The organism is Streptomyces sp. NPDC059010, assembly GCF_042740355.1.
Taxonomy (GTDB): Bacteria; Actinomycetota; Actinomycetes; order Streptomycetales; family Streptomycetaceae; genus Streptomyces.
In genome coordinates this window covers 6,087-23,069 of the sequence record NZ_JBHYJA010000021.1, presented here as the reverse complement: position 1 = coordinate 23,069, position 16,983 = coordinate 6,087, and the positions used below count along the sequence as shown (strand labels likewise).

The window sequence follows — 16,983 nt, the reverse complement described above, 5'->3', positions numbered from 1 at the left end:
ACGTCAGCCCTGTGGACGGCTCCTGGACTACTCCCGGCGCAGTAGCACCCGGCACCGACCCGCCCGGCCGTCGCAGCGCCGACTCCCTTCGCCGGTACGACGCCCCGGGCCGCCCGGCGGGCGCAGGCTGCTGCCATGTCCACACCCTTCCGTTACACCGAACCCGTCCCGCCCAGGTCCGCCGCAGGCACCGTCGCCGAGGTGTACGCGCAGATCGCCGTCGACTTCGGGATCCCCGCACCCTCCACCTTCGTGGTCCTGTCCTCGGCGCCCGAACTCCTCGCCCCCACCTGGGCGTTGATGCGCGAGTCGCTCATCGCGGGCGCCGGCAGCCGCACCGGCAAGGAGCTGGTGGCGCTCGGGGTGTCGCTGGCCAACAAGTGCCCGTTCTGCGTGGACGCGCACACCGTGCTGCTGCACGCCACCGGCGACCACGCGCTGGCGGAGCGGCTGGCACGGGGAGAGGCCCCGCGCGACGAGGCGCACGCACGCCTGCTGGCCTGGGGAAAGCACACGCGTGTGCCCGGCGCCGCCCTGACGCCGTACCCCTTCCCGCGGGCGCACGCCCCGGCCTACCTCGGCACCGCGCTCACCTTCCACTTCATCAACCGGATCGCCTCGGCCCTGCTGACCGAGAACCTGCTGCCGGCCGGCGCCCAGCGGTTCCGGGCGGTGCGCAGTCTCGCGGGCCGCTCGCTCGCCCGGACCGTCCGCCGCCCCGCCCGCCCGGGTGCCGCCCTCGCGCTGCTGGACCACGCCGACCCCGGTGAGGCCCCCGCCTGGGCGGGCGGTACGGCCGTCGGCCTCGCGTACGCGGCGCTGCTCAGGGCGGCCCTGGCGGGCGCCGACCTGCTCGACACCGACGACCAGGACCTCGTCGAGGAGGTCATCCACGACTGGGACGGGGCGCATCCGCCGCTCGCCCTGCCCGGCTTCCCGGGCCGGCGGGAGCGTCCCGGTGCGCGCCTCGCACTGCTGGCCGCCCTCGCGCCGTACCGGATCACGCGCGAGGACGTGGCGGCCTGGCGTCGACCGGGGGACACCGACCGCTGTCTGGTGCGCCTGGTCGCCTACGGCGCCTTGCTCGCCGTGGACCGAATTGAAAGCGCTATCTCCTCCCAAATCATCCAGGAGGCCCTGTAACTCGCCCAGGCCACCACGTAATTGCGGCCGTCCCGTAACGGCGTCAGCACGGAGCGAGTTGGCACTTCCGCCCCACAGGGAGTCATGTGACACTGGCGTCCCGTCCGCAGTGCGGACTTCCTCCGCACCGTCCCCCACGAAAAGTGCGCCGTGCGTTCTCTTCCTTTGCCGATCGCCCTCACCGCGCGACTGTCGCCCGTCGTCGTGCTCGCCGCGGCGGGATGGGCGCTGTCGTCCGGACCGCTGGCCGCGACGCCGGCCGCCGAGGACCGGGCGGCGACACAGAAGACCGACGGCGAGCAGGAGCCCTCGGCGCCCGCCACTCAGGCCGTGTCGAAGACGTACTCCGCCGCTCCCGCACCCTGCGACAGCCTGGGCTCGAAGTCCATAAAGTCGCTGGTGCCGGGCGCCAAGACGGCCGGCAAGGAGATCCCCTCGACGGACTCGAAGCTGCGCCGCACCTGCTCGTGGAACGCGCTCAAGGGCTATGAGTACCGGTGGCTGGACGTCTCCTTCGAGATCACGCAGTCGGACGACGCGGCGAAGGAGTCCTTCAAGGAGCGCGTCGCCGACAAGAGCGGCGGCGGTGACGTCCCGGGCATCGGCGACGCGGGCTACTCCGTCGTGAACCTCTCCACCGAGGACAAGCAGCAGACGCGTGAGGGCGTGGTGCTGGTCCGCTCGTCCAACGCGCTGGTCTCCATCACGTACAGCGGAAGCGACTTCGAGTCGAAGAAGGCGCCCGCCTCGGACGACATCAACAAGGGCGCTATCAAGGCGGCCAAGGAGGCGGTTGCCGCCCTGGAGGACGGCCAGAAGGGCTGACCGCCCTCCGACCGTCCTCCGGAACCGGGTCACGGAGCCGGGTCACACAACCGAGTCACGGAGCCGGTTCAGACCTCGGCACGATCCCTGTGTCCGGACATCAGCACCACGTACAGCAGCAGTGAGGTGCCCACGCCCACGGCCCAGCCGTAGTCGGCGAGCGGCTTGAGGAACGGGATCAGTCCGTCGGCCGGGAAGGGCCCGGTCTTGGTGCCGTCGGCGCCGACGCCCGAGTACGAGCCGCCGACCGCGAGGACGCCACCGACGACGAAGGCGACGATGGCGCGCCAGTTCCAGCCGGCCGAGTACCAGTACCGGCCGCCGGGCGCGTACAGGTCCGCGAGGTGCAGGACCGTACGCCGCACGATCCAGTAGTCGGCGATCAGGATGCCCGCGACCGTGCCGAGCAGGCCGCCTACGACGCCGAGCCAGGTGAAGATGTAGAACTCGGGGGTGGAGATCAGCTTCCACGGGAAGATCAGGATGCCGACGACACCGGCGATCAGCGCGCCCGTACGGAAGTTGATGAGCTTCGGGGCCAGGTTCGCCAGGTCGTACGCCGGGGAGACGACGTTCGCCGCGATGTTCACGGAGACCGTGGCGACGAGCACGATGACGAGCGCGAAGAGCAGGCCGAAGGCGTTGTCCGTCTTGGCGGCCAGCGCCACCGGGTCCCAGATCGCCTCGCCGTAGACGGCCTCGGAACCGGAGGTGACCAGCACGGCGAGGACCGCGAAGAGCGTCATTGTCGTAGGCAACCCCAGGGATTGCCCCCAGGTCTGGGCCTTCTGGCTGGCGCCGAAGCGCGTGAAGTCGGGGATATTCAGGGACAAAGTGGCCCAGAACCCAATCATTCCCATCAGGGACGGGAAGAAGACCGGCCAGAAGTCCGCGCCCCAGCCCAGCTTCGACGGCTGGTCGAGCAGCGCGCCGAACCCGTCCGCCTTGACGGCGATCCAGATCAGCAGGACCAGCGCACCGACGATCACGAAGGGCGCGGCCCAGTTCTCGAAGTGCCGCAGGAAGTCCATGCCGCGGTAGATGATGGCGATCTGCAGCGCCCAGAAGAGGAGGAAACAGAGCCACAGAGGCCAGGGATTGCCCGCGATCTTGCTCGCGTTCTCCCAGTGGCCGCCGGTGAGCTTGGAGCCGAGGGCGAAGATGCCGCTGCCGCCGATCCAGGTCTGGATGCCGAACCAGCCGCAGGCCACGGCCGCCCGGATCATCGCCGGGATGTTGGCGCCGCGCAGCCCGAAGGAGGCCCGCGCCAGCACCGGGAAGGGTATGCCGTACTTGGGTCCGGCGTGCCCGGTGGCCAGCATCGGCAGCAGCACGATGACGTTGGCCAGCGCGATGGTGAAGACGGCCTGCTTCCAGTCCATGCCGAGCGCGACCAGACCGGAGGCCAGGGTCCAGCTGGGGATGCAGTGGGCCATGGAGATCCACAGGGCCGCGAAGTTGTACGTCGTCCACTTGCGCTCGGCGACCGGGACGGGACGCAGGTCCTCGTTGGCGAAAGCACTGTGGGCGGGGAACGCCTCGGGGGCGAGTTCGATCCGGCCGTCGGCACCGGCGTACTGCGATATCGGCGACCCCGTGGGGACTGTTTCGGTCATGGGCAGGCCAATCGATCAGGGACGGGAACGGGAAAGGCCGTGCGGGGGCCTTGGGCCCCTCCCCGGGACGGTTACGGCGGGGAGGCCGGGATCACGGGGAGGGAGACAAGGTGGGGGGTGGGGTGGGGAAGCCGTGGGCGGGTGAACTCGGGGGCTGGGGTCAGGAGTTGAGCGCGGGGATGACCGTCGTGCCGTAGGCGTCGATGACGGTCTCCTGCGCGTCGTGCATGTCGTAGACGGCGAACTGGTCGACGCCCAGCTCACGCAGCGCGTGCAGCTTCTCGATGTGCTTCTCGACCGGGCCGATGAGGCAGAACCGGTCGACGATCTCGTCGGGCACGAACGCGGTGTCGGGGTTGTCGGCGCGTCCGTGGTGGGAGTAGTCGTACCCTTCCCGGGCCTTGATGTAGTCGGTGAGTTCGTCGGGTACGGAGGCGGAGTGCTCGCCGTACTTGGACACCAGGTCGGCGACATGGTTGCCGACCATCCCGCCGAACCAGCGGCACTGCTCGCGCGCGTGGGCGAGCTGCTCGGGCGAGTCGTCCTCGGTGACGTACGCGGGCGCGGCCACGCAGATCTTCACCTCGGACGGGTCACGGCCGGCGGCGACCGCGGCGTCCTTCACGGCCTTCACCATGTACTGGGTCAGATACAGGTCGGCGAGCTGCAGGATGAACCCGTCGGCCTCCTCGCCGGTCATCTTCAGGGCCTTCGGGCCGTACGCCGCCATCCACACGGGGAGTTCGGCGCCCTCCTTGATCCACGGGAAGCTGACGACCGTGCCGCCGCCGAGGTCGGCCTCCCGGCCGCTGCCGAGCGCCCGGATGACCTTCATGGCCTCGCTGATCCGGGCCAGGGTGTTGGGCTTGCGGCCGGCGACGCGCATGGCCGAGTCGCCGCGTCCGATGCCGCACACCGTGCGGTTGCCGAACATGTCGTTGAGGGTGGCGAACGTGGAGGCGGTGACCTCCCAGGTGCGGGTGCCCGGGTTGGTCACCATCGTGCCGACCTTCAGCTTCTGCGTGTTGGCCAGGATCTGGCTGTAGATCACGAACGGCTCCTGCCACAGCACGGCGGAGTCGAAGGTCCAGCCGTAGGCGAAGCCGCTGCGCTCGGCACGCTTCATGAGGCTCACGACCCGCGAGGCCGGCGGGTCGGTCTGCAGGACGAGTCCGAAGTCCATGTACTCCGCTCCTAGTTGAGGTACTGACAGGTGGAGCGGGGCGTGTAGACACCGTGTCCGGCGTGGCCGGTGTACTCCCGCTCGGTGATGACGAGTTCGCCGCGCGAGAGGACCGTCTCGACCCGGCCGGTCGTCCGCTTGCCCTCGTACGCCGAGTAGTCGACGTTCATGTGGTGCGTCTGGGCGGACATGATCTGCTCGGCCCCCGGGTCGTAGATCACGACGTCGGCGTCGGCGCCCGGCGCGATCGTGCCCTTCTTCGGGTACATGCCGAACATCCGGGCCGGGGTCGCGCAGGCGATCTCGATCCAGCGGCGGCGTGAGATGTGGCCGTCGACGACGGCCTGGTGGAGCAGGTCCATCCGGTTCTCCACGCCCGGCAGACCGTTGGGGATCTTGGAGAAGTCGCCGCGGCCGAGCTCCTTCTGGCCGACGAAGCAGAAGGGGCAGTGGTCGGTGGAGACGACCTGGAGGTCGTTCGTCCGCAGCCCCTTCCACAGGTGGGCCTGGTGCTCGCGCGGCCGAAGGGGCGTCGAGCACACGTACTTCGAGCCTTCGAAGTCCGGCTCGGCGAGGTTGTCGGTGGACAGGAACAGATACTGCGGGCAGGTCTCGCCGAAGACGTTCAGGCCCTCGTCACGCGCCCGTGTCAGCTCGGCGACCGCCTCCATCGCCGAGACGTGCACGACGTACAGCGGGGCGCCCGCCACCTGGGCCAGCCGGATGGCACGGTGGGTGGCCTCGGCTTCGAGGAGCGCCTTGCGGACCTCGCCGTGATAGCGCGGGTCGGTCTCGCCGCGGGCCAGTGCCTGCTCGACCAGCACGTCGATCGCGATGCCGTTCTCGGCGTGCATCATGATCAGGCCGCCGTTCTCGGCGGAGCGCTGCATGGCGCGCAGGATCTGGCCGTCGTCGGAGTAGAAGACTCCCGGATAGGCCATGAACTGCTTGAAGGAGGTCACGCCCTCCTCGACCAGCAGGTCCATCTCCTTGAGCGTCTCCTGGTTCACATCGGAGACGATCATGTGGAAGCCGTAGTCGATAGCGCAGTTGCCCTCGGCCTTGGCGTGCCAGGCGTCCAGGCCCTCACGCAGGGAACGGCCCACGCTCTGCACGGCGAAGTCGACGATCGTGGTCGTTCCGCCCCAGGCGGCGGCCCGGGTGCCGGTCTCGAAGGTGTCGGAGGCGAAGGTGCCGCCGAACGGCAGCTCCATGTGGGTGTGGGCGTCGACGCCACCGGGGATCACGTACTTCCCGGTGGCGTCTATCACCCGTTCGGCACTGAAGGCCTCGGCCGCGGACGTGCCGGAGGCGGCGAGGGCGGCGATGCGGCCGTCCTCGATCAGCACGTCGGCGTGGATCTCGTCGGACGCGGTGATGACGAGACCACCGCGGATGACGGTACGGCTGCTCATGGTCCCTCTCCTGCCAGAGTGAACGGTTCGGTCAGGGTGCGGTCAGCGGGGAGTACGCGTCGGGACGGCGGTCGCGGTAGAACTGCCAGCGGTCGCGGATCTCGCGCAGCTTGGCCATGTCCAGGTCGCGGACGACCAGTTCGGTCTCCTTGTCGCTCGCCACCTCGCCCACGAACTGGGCCTCCGGGTCCACGAAGTACGAGGTGCCGTAGAAGTCGTTGTCGCCCAGCTCCTCGACGCCGACCCGGTTGATCGCGCCGACGAAGTACTCGTTGGCCACGGCGGCGGCCGGCTGCTCCAACTGCCACAGGTAGGAGGACAGTCCGCGCGAGGTGGCCGACGGGTTGAACACGATCTCGGCGCCCGCGAGGCCCAGCGTCCGCCAGCCCTCCGGGAAGTGGCGGTCGTAGCAGATGTAGACGCCGACCTTGCCCACGGCGGTGTCGAAGACGGGCCAGCCGGCGTTGCCCGGGCGGAAGTAGAACTTCTCCCAGAATCCCGGCACTTGAGGGATGTGGTGCTTGCGGTACTTGCCCAGGTACGAGCCGTCCGCGTCGATCACCGCGGCCGTGTTGTAGAGGACGCCGGGCTGCTCCTCCTCGTACATCGGCAGGACCAGGACCAGGCCGAGCTCCTTGGCCAGCGCCTGGAAGCGCCGGACGATCGGGCCCTCGGGGATCTGTTCGGCGTACTCGTAGAACGCCTTGTCCTGCACCTGGCAGAAGTACGGCCCGTAGAACAGCTCCTGGAAGCACATCACCTGCGCACCCTGTGCGGCCGCGTCGCGCGCCGCCTGCTCGTGCACCTGGATCATCGACTCCTTGTCGCCGGTCCAGGCGGTCTGGAAGATCGCGGCACGGATCACTCTGCTCATCGGGACCTCCGGTCGCTCGGTGTGCAGCGAGAGTAGGAAGTCCGGGGAGCCGGTTTGAGTTGCACGGTGTCACGTCTGCGGGCGCGCGGCGTGCCACGGTGTCACCCTGTCGTGGACCCATGTTTCACCGCCGTTTTCCCAGGTCGCCGCATGTTTCACCCCTGTTGCGCGTCATGCGCGAGGAGCGCGATGTGTACGGAGGCAGCCTGCTCGAAGTCATCGAGGTCGACGCCGAGGCGCGCCTGTATCGCCTCCAGTCGGCGGTAGAGCGCCGGCCGTGAGACATGGTGGAGCTGGGCGGTGCGGGACTTGTTGCGCCCGGTGGCGAGATACGTGCGCAGCACGGCGAGCAGGGCGCCCGTCTCGTCGTCCGGGCCGCACAGCAGCCCGTCCAGTTCCCGCTCCGCGAACGACTGGACCTGCGGGTCGTCCCGCAGCAGCCGGACCAGGCCGCGCAGATGGACGTCCCTCAGGCGGACGACGGCCGGGAGATCGAGGACCGCCGAGGAGTCGGCGACGGCGTCGGCGACATGCTGGGCCTCGCGCACTCCGGCGGGTACGTCGTCCCAGGCGGTACGCGCGTCGGCGGCGGCCACGACGGTCAGGGCGGCGCCCGACTCCGAGCGCACCCGGGCCGCGAAGTTCTCCGCGAGCACGGCGGCGTCCTGGTCCCGGGCGAGGCTCAGCAGGACCGCGGTCGCCCCCTCGGCGAGCTCGGCGACGATCCCGGGCAGCCCCAGCATCCGCAGCACGCGCTCCAGTTGGCCGGGGTCGACGTCCCGCACGACGAGCGGCACGAAGGCACGCCGGTTGACCGGCAGCCCGGCCGCACGCGCGCGTGGCAGCAGCTGCCGTGCCGGTACGACGCCGCTGACGAGGTCGGTCAGCAGGCTCTGCGCGGACTGCTCCTCCCAGGTGTGCGCGGAGTTCCCGCCGAGCATGCGGTGCAGCACGAGGGCCTCGGCGGCCCGGTCGGCGAGCAGCCGCCCGGTGGCCGTGTCGCCCCGGTATCCGCACAGCACGATCCGGCCCCACCGCTCCCCGCGCCCGCCCAGCTCGGCGCGGATCCAGCCGTCGCCCTCGCTGCCGCCGGCCTGACGGGAGATGCGCTCCCAGTCGCGCAGCACGTCGTCCACCGCCGACCGCTCCCCCGCCGTGGCGAGGACCCGGTGGGCGAGGTTGGTGACGACGACGGGGCAGGCGCTGTGCGAGGCGACCTCGTCGAGCAGCCGTTGCAGCGGGGCGTCCGCGGTGATGAGTCCGGTGAGCGCGGTCCGTACGGACTCCGAGAAGCTGACGGCGGCGAACTTCCGCCGCACGAGCCGGGACTGCACCTCCTCGGTCAGTTCGGCGAACGGGAAGGGGCGGTGCAGGACGACCATGGGCAGCCCGCACCGTTCCGCCGCCCGGCGCATCACGTCCGGCGGGGCGGGGAAGGCCCGGCCGAGCCCCAGCACGACGGCCGCGGCCTCGGCCCGGTGCAGGGAGCGGATGTACTCGGCCTGTTTGTCCTCGTCCCCGGCGAGCAGCACGCCGGTGGTGAGCACCATCTCGCCGCCGGTGAGCATCACCCCGACGTCCGGCGCCTCGGCGACATGGACCCAGCGCACCGGCCGGTCGAGCTGACCGGCGCCGGCCACCACCTCGGGCTCCCCGGCGAGCACCCGCTCCAGGGTGAGGACCTGCCGGACCGACAGGGCGGGCTCCAGGGCTTCCGCGGGCTCCGAGGTGGTGGTCATGGCGGTGTTTCCCTTGCTCAGGCCTTGTTCAGGTGAATGCTGCTAGATGCTCCTCAGAGCGTTCTCCAGGATCGCGGCGCCCTCCTCGGCCTCCGCGACGGTGAGGGACAGGGGCGGGGCGATCCGCAGGGAACTGGTGTTGTGGCCGCCGCCCTTGCCGATGAGGAGCCCGCCCTCGCGGGCCGCTTCCAGCACGGCCGACGCGGCGGCCGGGTCGGCGTCGTCGGTGCCGGGCCTGGTGATCTCGACGCCCAGCATCAGACCCCGGCCGCGCACCTCCCGTACCTGCGGCACCTGCGCCGCGACGGCCCGCAGCCGCTCCACGAGCAGCCCGCCGACCCGCCGTGCGTTGCCCTGGAGATCGTGTTCCAGCAGATAGGAGAGGTTGGCGAGACCGGCCGCCATGGTGATCTGGGTGCCGCCGAAGGTGGAGATGCTGTTGGAGTCCAGGCAGTTCATGATCTCGGCGCGGGCGACGACACCGCCGATGGAGCTGCCGTTGCCGATGCCCTTGGCGAAGGTCAGCATGTCCGGCGGGCCGGACTGTCCGTGCGCCTGCCAGCCCCAGAAGTGGTCGCCGGTGCGGCCCCAGCCGGTCTGCACCTCGTCGGCGATCCACAGGATGCCGCGCTCGGCGAGTACGTCCCGGAAGGCGGCGTACAGCCCGTCCGGACCCGAGGTGAAGCCGCCGACGCCCTGGATGGGTTCGGCGATGAGGGCCGCGGGCGGGCGGGTGTGGCCGAGAAGGTCCTTCAGGTCCTCGACACAGGCGGCGATGAAGTCCTCGTCGCTCAGGTGCGCGTACGGACCACGGGTGCGCACACCGCCGTGGACGTACAGCGTCTGCAGCGGCGACAGCGAGGTCGGCGACCAGCCGCGGTTGCCGGTGATGCCGACCGCGCTGAAGGAGCGGCCGTGGTAGCTGTTGCGCATCGCGAGGATCGTGTTGCTCTGCCGATAGGCCGTCGCGAGCAGCAGGGCGGTGTCGTTGGCCTCGGTGCCGGAGGTGGTGAAGAAGACGCGGGCGTCCGGGATGCCGCTCAACCGGGCGATGCGCTCGGCGAGTTCGACCATCGGCCGGTTGAGGTACAGGGTGGAGGAGTGGACGATCCGCCCGGCCTGTTCGCTCACCGCCTTGGTCACCTCGGGCAGCGCGTGCGCGGTCATCGTGGTGAGGATGCCGCCGAAGAAGTCGAGGTACCGGTTGCCCTCGGCGTCCCACACATGGCGGCCCTCGCCGTGGGTGATCTCCAGCGGTTCCTCGTAGTAGAGGGCGAGCCAGTCCGGCATGACGGCGCGGTGGCGTCCCAGCAGGTCCTTGGTCACGGCTGCACCAGTCCTTCGTAGGCGTCGGGGCGGCGGTCGCGGTAGAAGGCCCACTGCTGCCGCACCTGCTCGATCAGGTCGAAGTCGAGGTCGCGCACGACGAGTTCCTCGCTCTTGTCGCTGGCGGCCTCGCCGACTACTTGCCCACGGGGGTCGACGAAATAGCTCGTCCCGTAAAAGTCGTTGTCGCCGTACGGCTCCTGTCCGACGCGGTTGATCGCGGCGACGAAGTACTCGTTGGCGACGGCCGCGGCAGGCTGCTCCAGCTGCCACAGGTAGGACGACAGACCGCGTGAGGTGGCCGACGGGTTGTACACCAACTGGGCGCCGTTGAGCCCGAGTTGCCGCCAGCCCTCCGGGAAGTGGCGGTCGTAGCAGATGTAGACGCCCACCTTGCCCACGGCGGTGTCGAAGACGGGCCAGCCGATGTTGCCCGGCTTGAAGTAGTACTTCTCCCAGAAGCCCTTGACCTGGGGGATGTGGTGCTTGCGGTACTTGCCGAGGTAGGTGCCGTCGGCGTCGATCACGGCGGCGGTGTTGTAGTAGAAGCCCGACTGCTCGACCTCGAACACCGGCACCACGACGACCATGCCGGTCTCGCGGGCCAGCTCCTGCATACGACGCACGGTGGGCCCGTCGGGGACCGGCTCGGCCCAGCGGTAGTGCTCCGGCTCCTGGACCTGACAGAAGTAGGGAGAGTTGAAGACCTCCTGGAAGCCGATGATCTTCGCGCCCTGCCGGGCCGCCTCCCGGGCGTGCTCCTCGTGTTTCGCCACCATGGACTCGGTGTCGCCGGTCCAGGTGGCCTGGACCAGTGCGGCGCGTACGACGTTGGCCATGAGCTGCTCCTTCGACGGGACGTCAGAGCCTCTACGCCCGTAGAGGGGGCCGTAGAGGCTTGAAAGTAAGCCCCCGGAACAGCCTTGCCAAGACCATCGTCGTTAACCCGCTGAGTCGATCACGTTTCACCCTCCAGTGGGTGAGGGATGGGGCCGGTGGGACGGGTGTCCCACCGTGGTGCGGGGCCCCCGGCGCCCGGCCGCTCAGGCCGTGAAGCCCGCCACCCGCAGCGCATGGACGAGGTCCCAGTGCCGCTCGTCCGAGACGCCCTGGGCGGCCTCCAGCAGAAGCGGTACGAGGGTCCGCGGCTCCGGCGCGACACTGCGGGCGGCCTCCTCCGGGGTGCGGACCCGGACGTACGCGTCGAGCAGCGCACGCACCTCGCGGCGGCGCCCCTCGCCGACCAGCGCGAGCACGGCCTGTCCGATCTCGCCCGCGGGCCGCGCCACGCCCTGCCGCAGGATCTGCTCCCCGTCGCCGGTCCGCCCGGCCGCGGTCAGTGCGTCGGCGGCGGCGACGAGCCGCTGGGCCGGCAGCGAGGCGGCCTCCCACAGCAGGGTGGCCCAGTCGGCGCCGAGCCCGGCGCGCTCCATGTCGGCCGCGAGCGCCGGAAAGCGGACGGCGGGCCAGTACGCGGCCTCCACCAGCAGCACATGCGCCTCACCGCCGCGCCCCTCGGCACGCATCCGCACGATCGTCTCCACGGTCCGGGCCACCTCACGCCGCTCCTCCGCGCCCATCGGCTCGGCCCGCGACTGCTGCGGACTCGCGGGCACCTCGTCGGCGGCCCCGGCGAACCTGGCCCCGCGTGGAGTGCGGCGCGTGGTGGCGGGTTGAGCGGGGAGGGTGGGGAGGACGGGTTCGGCGGTCGGCGGTACGACGACGGGGGCGGCCTCCTCCTCCACCATCCCGGCGAAGCGGGCACCGCCGCGGCGGCGTTTGCGCTGCTTGGCGGTGGGGGCGGGGGCGGAGTCGGCCGAGGGGGCCTGAGCGTGGTCGCCGGACGGGGCGGGAGTGGGGGCGGGGGTGGGGGCGGGTTGGGCCTCCGGCCGGTCGGACGGTGCCGGGGCGGTCCGGGCCGTGTGGTTCAGGGGGTGGTCTGCGGGGCGGTCCAGGCTCTGCGGATGCCGGCGAGGAGCCGCCTCTCGTCCTTCGAACCAGTCCGCCGCCTCGTTCGGCGACCGCTGGTCGCGCTGCTGCGACATGCCGTGGCCCCCACCGCCGTAGGGGCCGGTCCGGCTCGGCTGCGAACCGTCCGCCGCGGACCCGGCGCCCTCGGAACGGCCGCCCCCGAACCCGTCTCGCTCGGAGCCCCCGGCCCGGAACCCCTCGCCCCCGACCGGCCAATCGTCCCGGACGCCGTCCCGCCCGACCAGGTGGTCCCGGTGCTCCGCGCCTCCGAACCGGTCGTCCCCGCGGAACACGGACCCCTCGCCCAGCCGGTCCCGCCGTATCGCCCCGGCCCGGCCGTCGGCCGCCCGTCGGTCCAGGTCGGCCACCCGGGCCCCGAGTTCGGCGCACCGGGCGGTCGCGCGTTCGTGGTCGTCGCGGGCCCAGGCGAGGTCGAGGCGGACGGCGTCGGCCTCCTCCCGGCTGGTGGCGGCGGCGAGCGAACGGCCCAGTTCCGCCTGCCGTTCGGCGGCGTAGCGCTGTTCGCGGAGCATGACGTCGAGCCGGTCACCGAGGGCGTCGCGGCCACCGGGCCGGGCGTCGTACGCGGCGAGGGCGGCGGCGTGCAGGGCGCGGGCGCGTTCCGTCTCGGGGCCGGCCCCACCGGGGCCGTACTGGGCGGCGAGGTCGTGCAGGAGGGACTCCAGCACGTCCCAGGGCGGCATCTCACGTCCGTCGAGGCAGGCCTGCATGCCCTCGGGGTCACGCTGCCAGAACACCCCGCACCAGCCGCCGCCCTGATCCAGGCGCGCCAGCAGGCCGTCCAGGTAGTCCACGAACTCCCGTATCCGAGCCGGGAGTTGATCCACTGACATCTCGACTCCCGCCAGACCGGAGTGCTCCGGTCCGTTAGGCAACACCAGCCATGTTACGAACGCGCTACGGGAAGTTTTCGGACTGAACGCAGAGTACGCCGGAGCTGCCGGAACGTGACGTGCGAAGCGGTCAGGCGGCGGCCTCGGCGACCGGTGTGCAGCGTCCGGCGATCTCGTCCATGGACAGTCCGAGGGCCTGTGCGAGCGCGGCGACCGTGAAGAAGGCCGGGGTCGGAGCACGCCCCGTCTCGATCTTGCGCAGCGTCTCGGCGGAGATGCCGGCGCTTGCCGCGACCTCCGCCATGCTGCGGCCCGCGCGGGCCTCGCGGAGCAATCGGCCGAGCCGTTCGCCGCGTTCGCGCTCTTCGGGGGTGAGAGGGGTGCGCACCATGGCGCCCATTCTAATACCGCCCCCGAACACCTCCCATGGAGCGATCCCCATTCAAATACCGGTATAGTAATTGGCATGGTGGAACTGAAGACGGACACGTCGATCGATGCGATGTACGAGACCGGACAGGTCGTCGGCCAGGCCCTCACGGCCGTGCACAAGGCCGCCGACGTGGGGGTCTCCCTGCTGGAGCTGGACGAGGTCGCACGCGAGGTGCTGCGCGGCGCGGGGGCGACCTCGCCCTTCCTCGGCTACCGCCCCTCCTTCGCCCCCACCCCGTTCCCCGCCGTCATCTGCGCCTCGGTGAACGACGCGATCGTGCACGGCATCCCGACCGGCTACCGCCTGCGCGACGGCGACCTGGTCTCCATCGACTGCGGTGCCGAACTGGGCGGCTGGGCGGGTGACTCGGCGATCAGCTTCACCGTCGGCAGGGCGCGCCCGGCGGACGTACGGCTGATCGAGACGGCGGAGCGGGCGCTGGCGGCGGGCATCGAGGCGGCCGTGGTCGGCAACCGTATCGGCGACATCGCGCATGCGATCGGTTCGGTGTGCCGGACGGCCGGGTACGGCATCCCGGACGGCTTCGGCGGGCACGGCATCGGCCGCAAGATGCACGAGGACCCCGGGGTGCCGAACGAGGGACGTCCGGGCCGGGGCATGGCGCTGCGGCGCGGCATGGTCCTCGCCATCGAGCCGATGGTCATCGCGAGCGGCAGGGACGATTACCACGCGGCGCCGGACGGCTGGACCCTGTGCACGAACGACGGCTCCCGCGCGGCCCACGCGGAGCACACGGTGGCGATCACGGAGGCGGGGCCGCGGATCCTGACGGCGCGCTGAGCGGGCGCTGAGCGGTCGTCGAACGGGCGCCGCACGGGCGCTGCCGCGCCGCGGGCCCGGGGGCCGGCGTGCTCCCGGGCTCCCGCGTTCCCTGGAGGTGCCCCCGGCCACCGTTCGTGCGAAGGTGTTCTACGAACGCGCGGCCAGGTGTAACCGGCGTCCGGCCGGGTTACCCGACTCCGGCACGTCGATCAGCGAGGGCGACCCTGCCCGCGCAGGGACGCCGGATGGGAACGCCATGACCAGCGGTTTCAATGGTGGTCCGGAAGACTACGACCCCTTCGGGGAGTTCCTCGCCCGCTTCTTCGGCGGACCACGCCCCGGCCCCCGCCAGATCGACATCGGGCGTCTGCTCAGCCAGCCGGCCCGGGAACTGGTGCGCGGCGCCGCCCAGTACGCCGCCGAGCACGGCAGCCGCGATCTGGACACCCAGCATCTGCTGCGCGCCGCGCTGTCGGCGGAACCGACCCGGAGTCTGCTCACCCGGGCGGGCGCGGACCCGGACTCACTGGCGACGGAGATCGACGAGCGCTCGGGCCCGGTCCAGCACCCGCCGGGCGAGGCCCCGCCACCGACCTCGCTCTCCCTCACGCCGGCCGCCAAGCGTGCCCTGCTCGACGCGCACGACCTGGCTCGCGCGCGGGGCGCCGGTTACATCGGCCCGGAGCATGTGCTCAGCGCCCTCGCCGCGAACCCCGACTCGGCCGCCGGGCACATCCTGAACGCGGCCCGCTTCGCCCCCTCGGGCATGCCGCCCGAGGGGGCGGACGCCGAGCGGCCCCGGCCCCGCGCCGACCAGCGCCCGCGCGTCGACACCGGTACGCCCACCCTCGACAAGTACGGCCGCGATCTCACCGACCTCGCCCGCCAGGGCGGTATCGACCCGGTGATCGGCCGGGACGAGGAGATCGAGCAGACCATCGAGGTGCTCTCCCGGCGCGGCAAGAACAACCCGGTGCTGATCGGCGACGCGGGCGTCGGCAAGACGGCGATCGTGGAGGGCCTCGCCCAGCGGATCGCCGACGGCGACGTGCCCGACGTGCTCAGCGGACGCCGGGTGGTCGCCCTCGACCTGACGGCCGTGGTCGCGGGCACCCGCTACCGGGGCGACTTCGAGGAGCGGCTCACCAACATCGTGGGCGAGATCCGCTCGCACTCCGACCAACTGATCGTGTTCATCGACGAGTTGCACACCGTCGTCGGCGCCGGGGGCGGCGGCGAGGGCGGGTCCATGGACGCCGGGAACATCCTCAAACCGGCCCTCGCGCGCGGCGAACTGCACATCGTCGGCGCGACGACCCTGGAGGAGTACCGCAGGATCGAGAAGGACGCGGCGCTCTCCCGCCGCTTCCAGCCGATCCTCGTCCCCGAGCCGACCACCGGCGACGCGATCGAGATCCTGCGCGGCCTGCGCGACCGGTACGAGGCCCACCACCAGGTCCGCTACAGCGACGAGGCGCTCGTCGCCGCCGTCGAGCTGTCCGACCGCTATCTCACCGACCGCCGCCTCCCGGACAAGGCGATCGACCTGATCGACCAGGCGGGCGCCCGGGTACGGCTGCGCGCGCGGACCAAGGGCACGGACGTACGGGCCATGGAGCGCGACGTCGAGCAGCTGACCCGGGACAAGGACCAGGCGGTCGCCGACGAACAGTACGAGCAGGCGACCCAGCTGCGCGACCGTATCGCCGAGTTGAAGCAGCGCATCGCGGACTCGTCCGGTGACGAGGACGTCGACGAGGGCATCGACCTGGAGGTCACCGCCGAGGCCATCGCCGAGGTCGTGTCCCGGCAGACCGGCATCCCGGTCAGCAGCCTCACCGAGGAGGAGAAGGACCGGCTGCTCGGACTGGAGGAGCATCTGCACGAGCGGGTCGTCGGACAGGACGAGGCGGTGCGCGTCGTCTCCGACGCGGTGCTGCGCTCCCGGGCCGGACTCGCCAGCCCCGACCGGCCGATCGGCAGCTTCCTCTTCCTCGGCCCGACCGGCGTCGGCAAGACCGAGCTGGCCCGGGCGCTCGCCGAGGCGCTGTTCGGCAGCGAGGAGCGGATGGTCCGGCTGGACATGAGCGAGTACCAGGAGCGGCACACCGTCAGCCGTCTGGTCGGCGCCCCGCCCGGCTATGTCGGGCACGAGCAGGCCGGCCAGCTCACCGAGGTGGTTCGCCGGCACCCGTACTCGCTGCTGCTGCTCGACGAGGTGGAGAAGGCCCACCCCGACGTCTTCAACATCCTGCTCCAGGTCCTGGACGACGGCCGGCTGACCGACTCCCAGGGCCGGACCGTCGACTTCACCAACACGGTCATCGTGATGACCAGCAACCTGGGCTCCGACGCGATCAGCCGGGGCGGCTCCGGCATCGGGTTCGGCGCGGGAGCCGGGGAGGCCGACGAGGAGGCGTGGCGCGAGCGGGTCCTGCGGCCGCTGCGCGATCACTTCCGGCCCGAGTTCCTCAACCGCATCGACGAGATCGTGGTCTTCCGCCAGCTGACCCACGACCAGTTGGAGCGGATCACCAATCTGCTGCTGGACAAGACCCGCCGGCTGCTGCACGCGCAGGGCGTCGCGGTCGACTTCACCGCCGCGGCCGTCGACTGGCTCTCCGAGCGCGGCTACCAGCCCGAGTACGGCGCCCGCCCGCTGCGCCGCACCATCCAGAGGGAGGTCGACAACCAGCTCTCCCGGCTCCTCCTGGACGGCCGGATCGGCGCGGGCGGCCGGGTGACGGTGGACGTGGAGGACGGGCGGCTCGTCTTCCGTACGGAGGACCTGCCGCCCCCCCCCCAGCTCTGATCCTGTCTC

At 71.4% G+C, this 16,983-nt stretch carries 13 protein-coding genes; 4 read left to right on the top strand and 9 right to left on the bottom strand.

Translation table 11 applies throughout. From position 1 onward, the window contains the following. Positions 1-135 precede the first annotated feature (135 nt). Positions 136-1,143, top strand: coding sequence for a carboxymuconolactone decarboxylase family protein (locus ACFWYS_RS23320; protein ID WP_384772145.1), 1,008 nt, complete (start codon positions 136-138; stop codon positions 1,141-1,143). 150 nt (positions 1,144-1,293) lie between these two features. Then, positions 1,294-1,968, top strand: a complete 675-nt coding sequence (locus ACFWYS_RS23315; RefSeq protein WP_384772142.1) for a hypothetical protein — start codon at positions 1,294-1,296, stop codon at positions 1,966-1,968. Between the two features lie 68 nt (positions 1,969-2,036). Here ACFWYS_RS23315 and ACFWYS_RS23310 read toward each other — a convergent pair whose 3' ends face one another. From ACFWYS_RS23310 to ACFWYS_RS23270, 9 genes are all read right to left on the bottom strand, one after another. Then, positions 2,037-3,584 carry an NCS1 family nucleobase:cation symporter-1 gene (locus ACFWYS_RS23310; protein ID WP_384772139.1) on the bottom strand — a complete coding sequence of 516 codons (1,548 nt, stop codon included), beginning with the start codon at positions 3,582-3,584 and terminating at the stop codon, positions 2,037-2,039. A 160-nt stretch (positions 3,585-3,744) separates the two neighbouring features. Beyond that, positions 3,745-4,767, bottom strand: coding sequence for a TIGR03842 family LLM class F420-dependent oxidoreductase (locus ACFWYS_RS23305; RefSeq protein WP_384772136.1), 1,023 nt, complete (start codon positions 4,765-4,767; stop codon positions 3,745-3,747). Positions 4,768-4,778: 11 nt separating this feature from the next. Further along, complete coding sequence (gene hydA, locus ACFWYS_RS23300) at positions 4,779-6,182, bottom strand: dihydropyrimidinase (protein WP_384772133.1); 1,404 nt, start codon at positions 6,180-6,182, stop codon at positions 4,779-4,781. 31 nt (positions 6,183-6,213) lie between these two features. Next, entirely contained in the window at positions 6,214-7,056 is an 843-nt protein-coding gene (locus ACFWYS_RS23295) for a nitrilase-related carbon-nitrogen hydrolase (protein ID WP_384772131.1), read from the bottom strand. Between the two features lie 155 nt (positions 7,057-7,211). Then, the gene (locus ACFWYS_RS23290; RefSeq protein ID WP_384772128.1) at positions 7,212-8,795 is read right to left on the bottom strand and encodes a PucR family transcriptional regulator; all 1,584 of its coding nucleotides are present in this window, start codon (positions 8,793-8,795) and stop codon (positions 7,212-7,214) included. 42 nt (positions 8,796-8,837) lie between these two features. After that, on the bottom strand, positions 8,838-10,121 hold the full coding sequence (locus ACFWYS_RS23285) for an aspartate aminotransferase family protein (protein WP_384772125.1): 1,284 nt from the start codon (positions 10,119-10,121) through the stop codon (positions 8,838-8,840). Beyond that, positions 10,118-10,960 carry a nitrilase-related carbon-nitrogen hydrolase gene (locus ACFWYS_RS23280; protein WP_384772122.1) on the bottom strand — a complete coding sequence of 281 codons (843 nt, stop codon included), beginning with the start codon at positions 10,958-10,960 and terminating at the stop codon, positions 10,118-10,120. The genes ACFWYS_RS23285 and ACFWYS_RS23280 overlap by 4 nt, the downstream gene beginning before the upstream one ends. A gap of 204 nt (positions 10,961-11,164) precedes the next feature. Next, positions 11,165-12,946 (bottom strand): hypothetical protein, encoded by a 1,782-nt coding sequence (locus ACFWYS_RS23275; protein WP_384772119.1) that lies wholly within the window; start codon positions 12,944-12,946, stop codon positions 11,165-11,167. Between the two features lie 130 nt (positions 12,947-13,076). Further along, positions 13,077-13,337: a helix-turn-helix domain-containing protein gene (locus tag ACFWYS_RS23270; protein ID WP_384772116.1), complete on the bottom strand. Its 261-nt coding sequence runs from the start codon at positions 13,335-13,337 to the stop codon at positions 13,077-13,079. A 75-nt stretch (positions 13,338-13,412) separates the two neighbouring features. Between ACFWYS_RS23270 and map the strand changes: the two genes are divergently transcribed. Both map and ACFWYS_RS23260 read left to right on the top strand, forming a co-directional pair. Further along, a complete protein-coding gene (map, locus tag ACFWYS_RS23265; RefSeq protein ID WP_384772113.1) occupies positions 13,413-14,180 on the top strand; it encodes a type I methionyl aminopeptidase in 768 nt (255 codons plus the stop codon). Between the two features lie 238 nt (positions 14,181-14,418). After that, positions 14,419-16,974: an ATP-dependent Clp protease ATP-binding subunit gene (locus ACFWYS_RS23260; RefSeq protein ID WP_384772110.1), complete on the top strand. Its 2,556-nt coding sequence runs from the start codon at positions 14,419-14,421 to the stop codon at positions 16,972-16,974. Positions 16,975-16,983 lie beyond the last annotated feature (9 nt).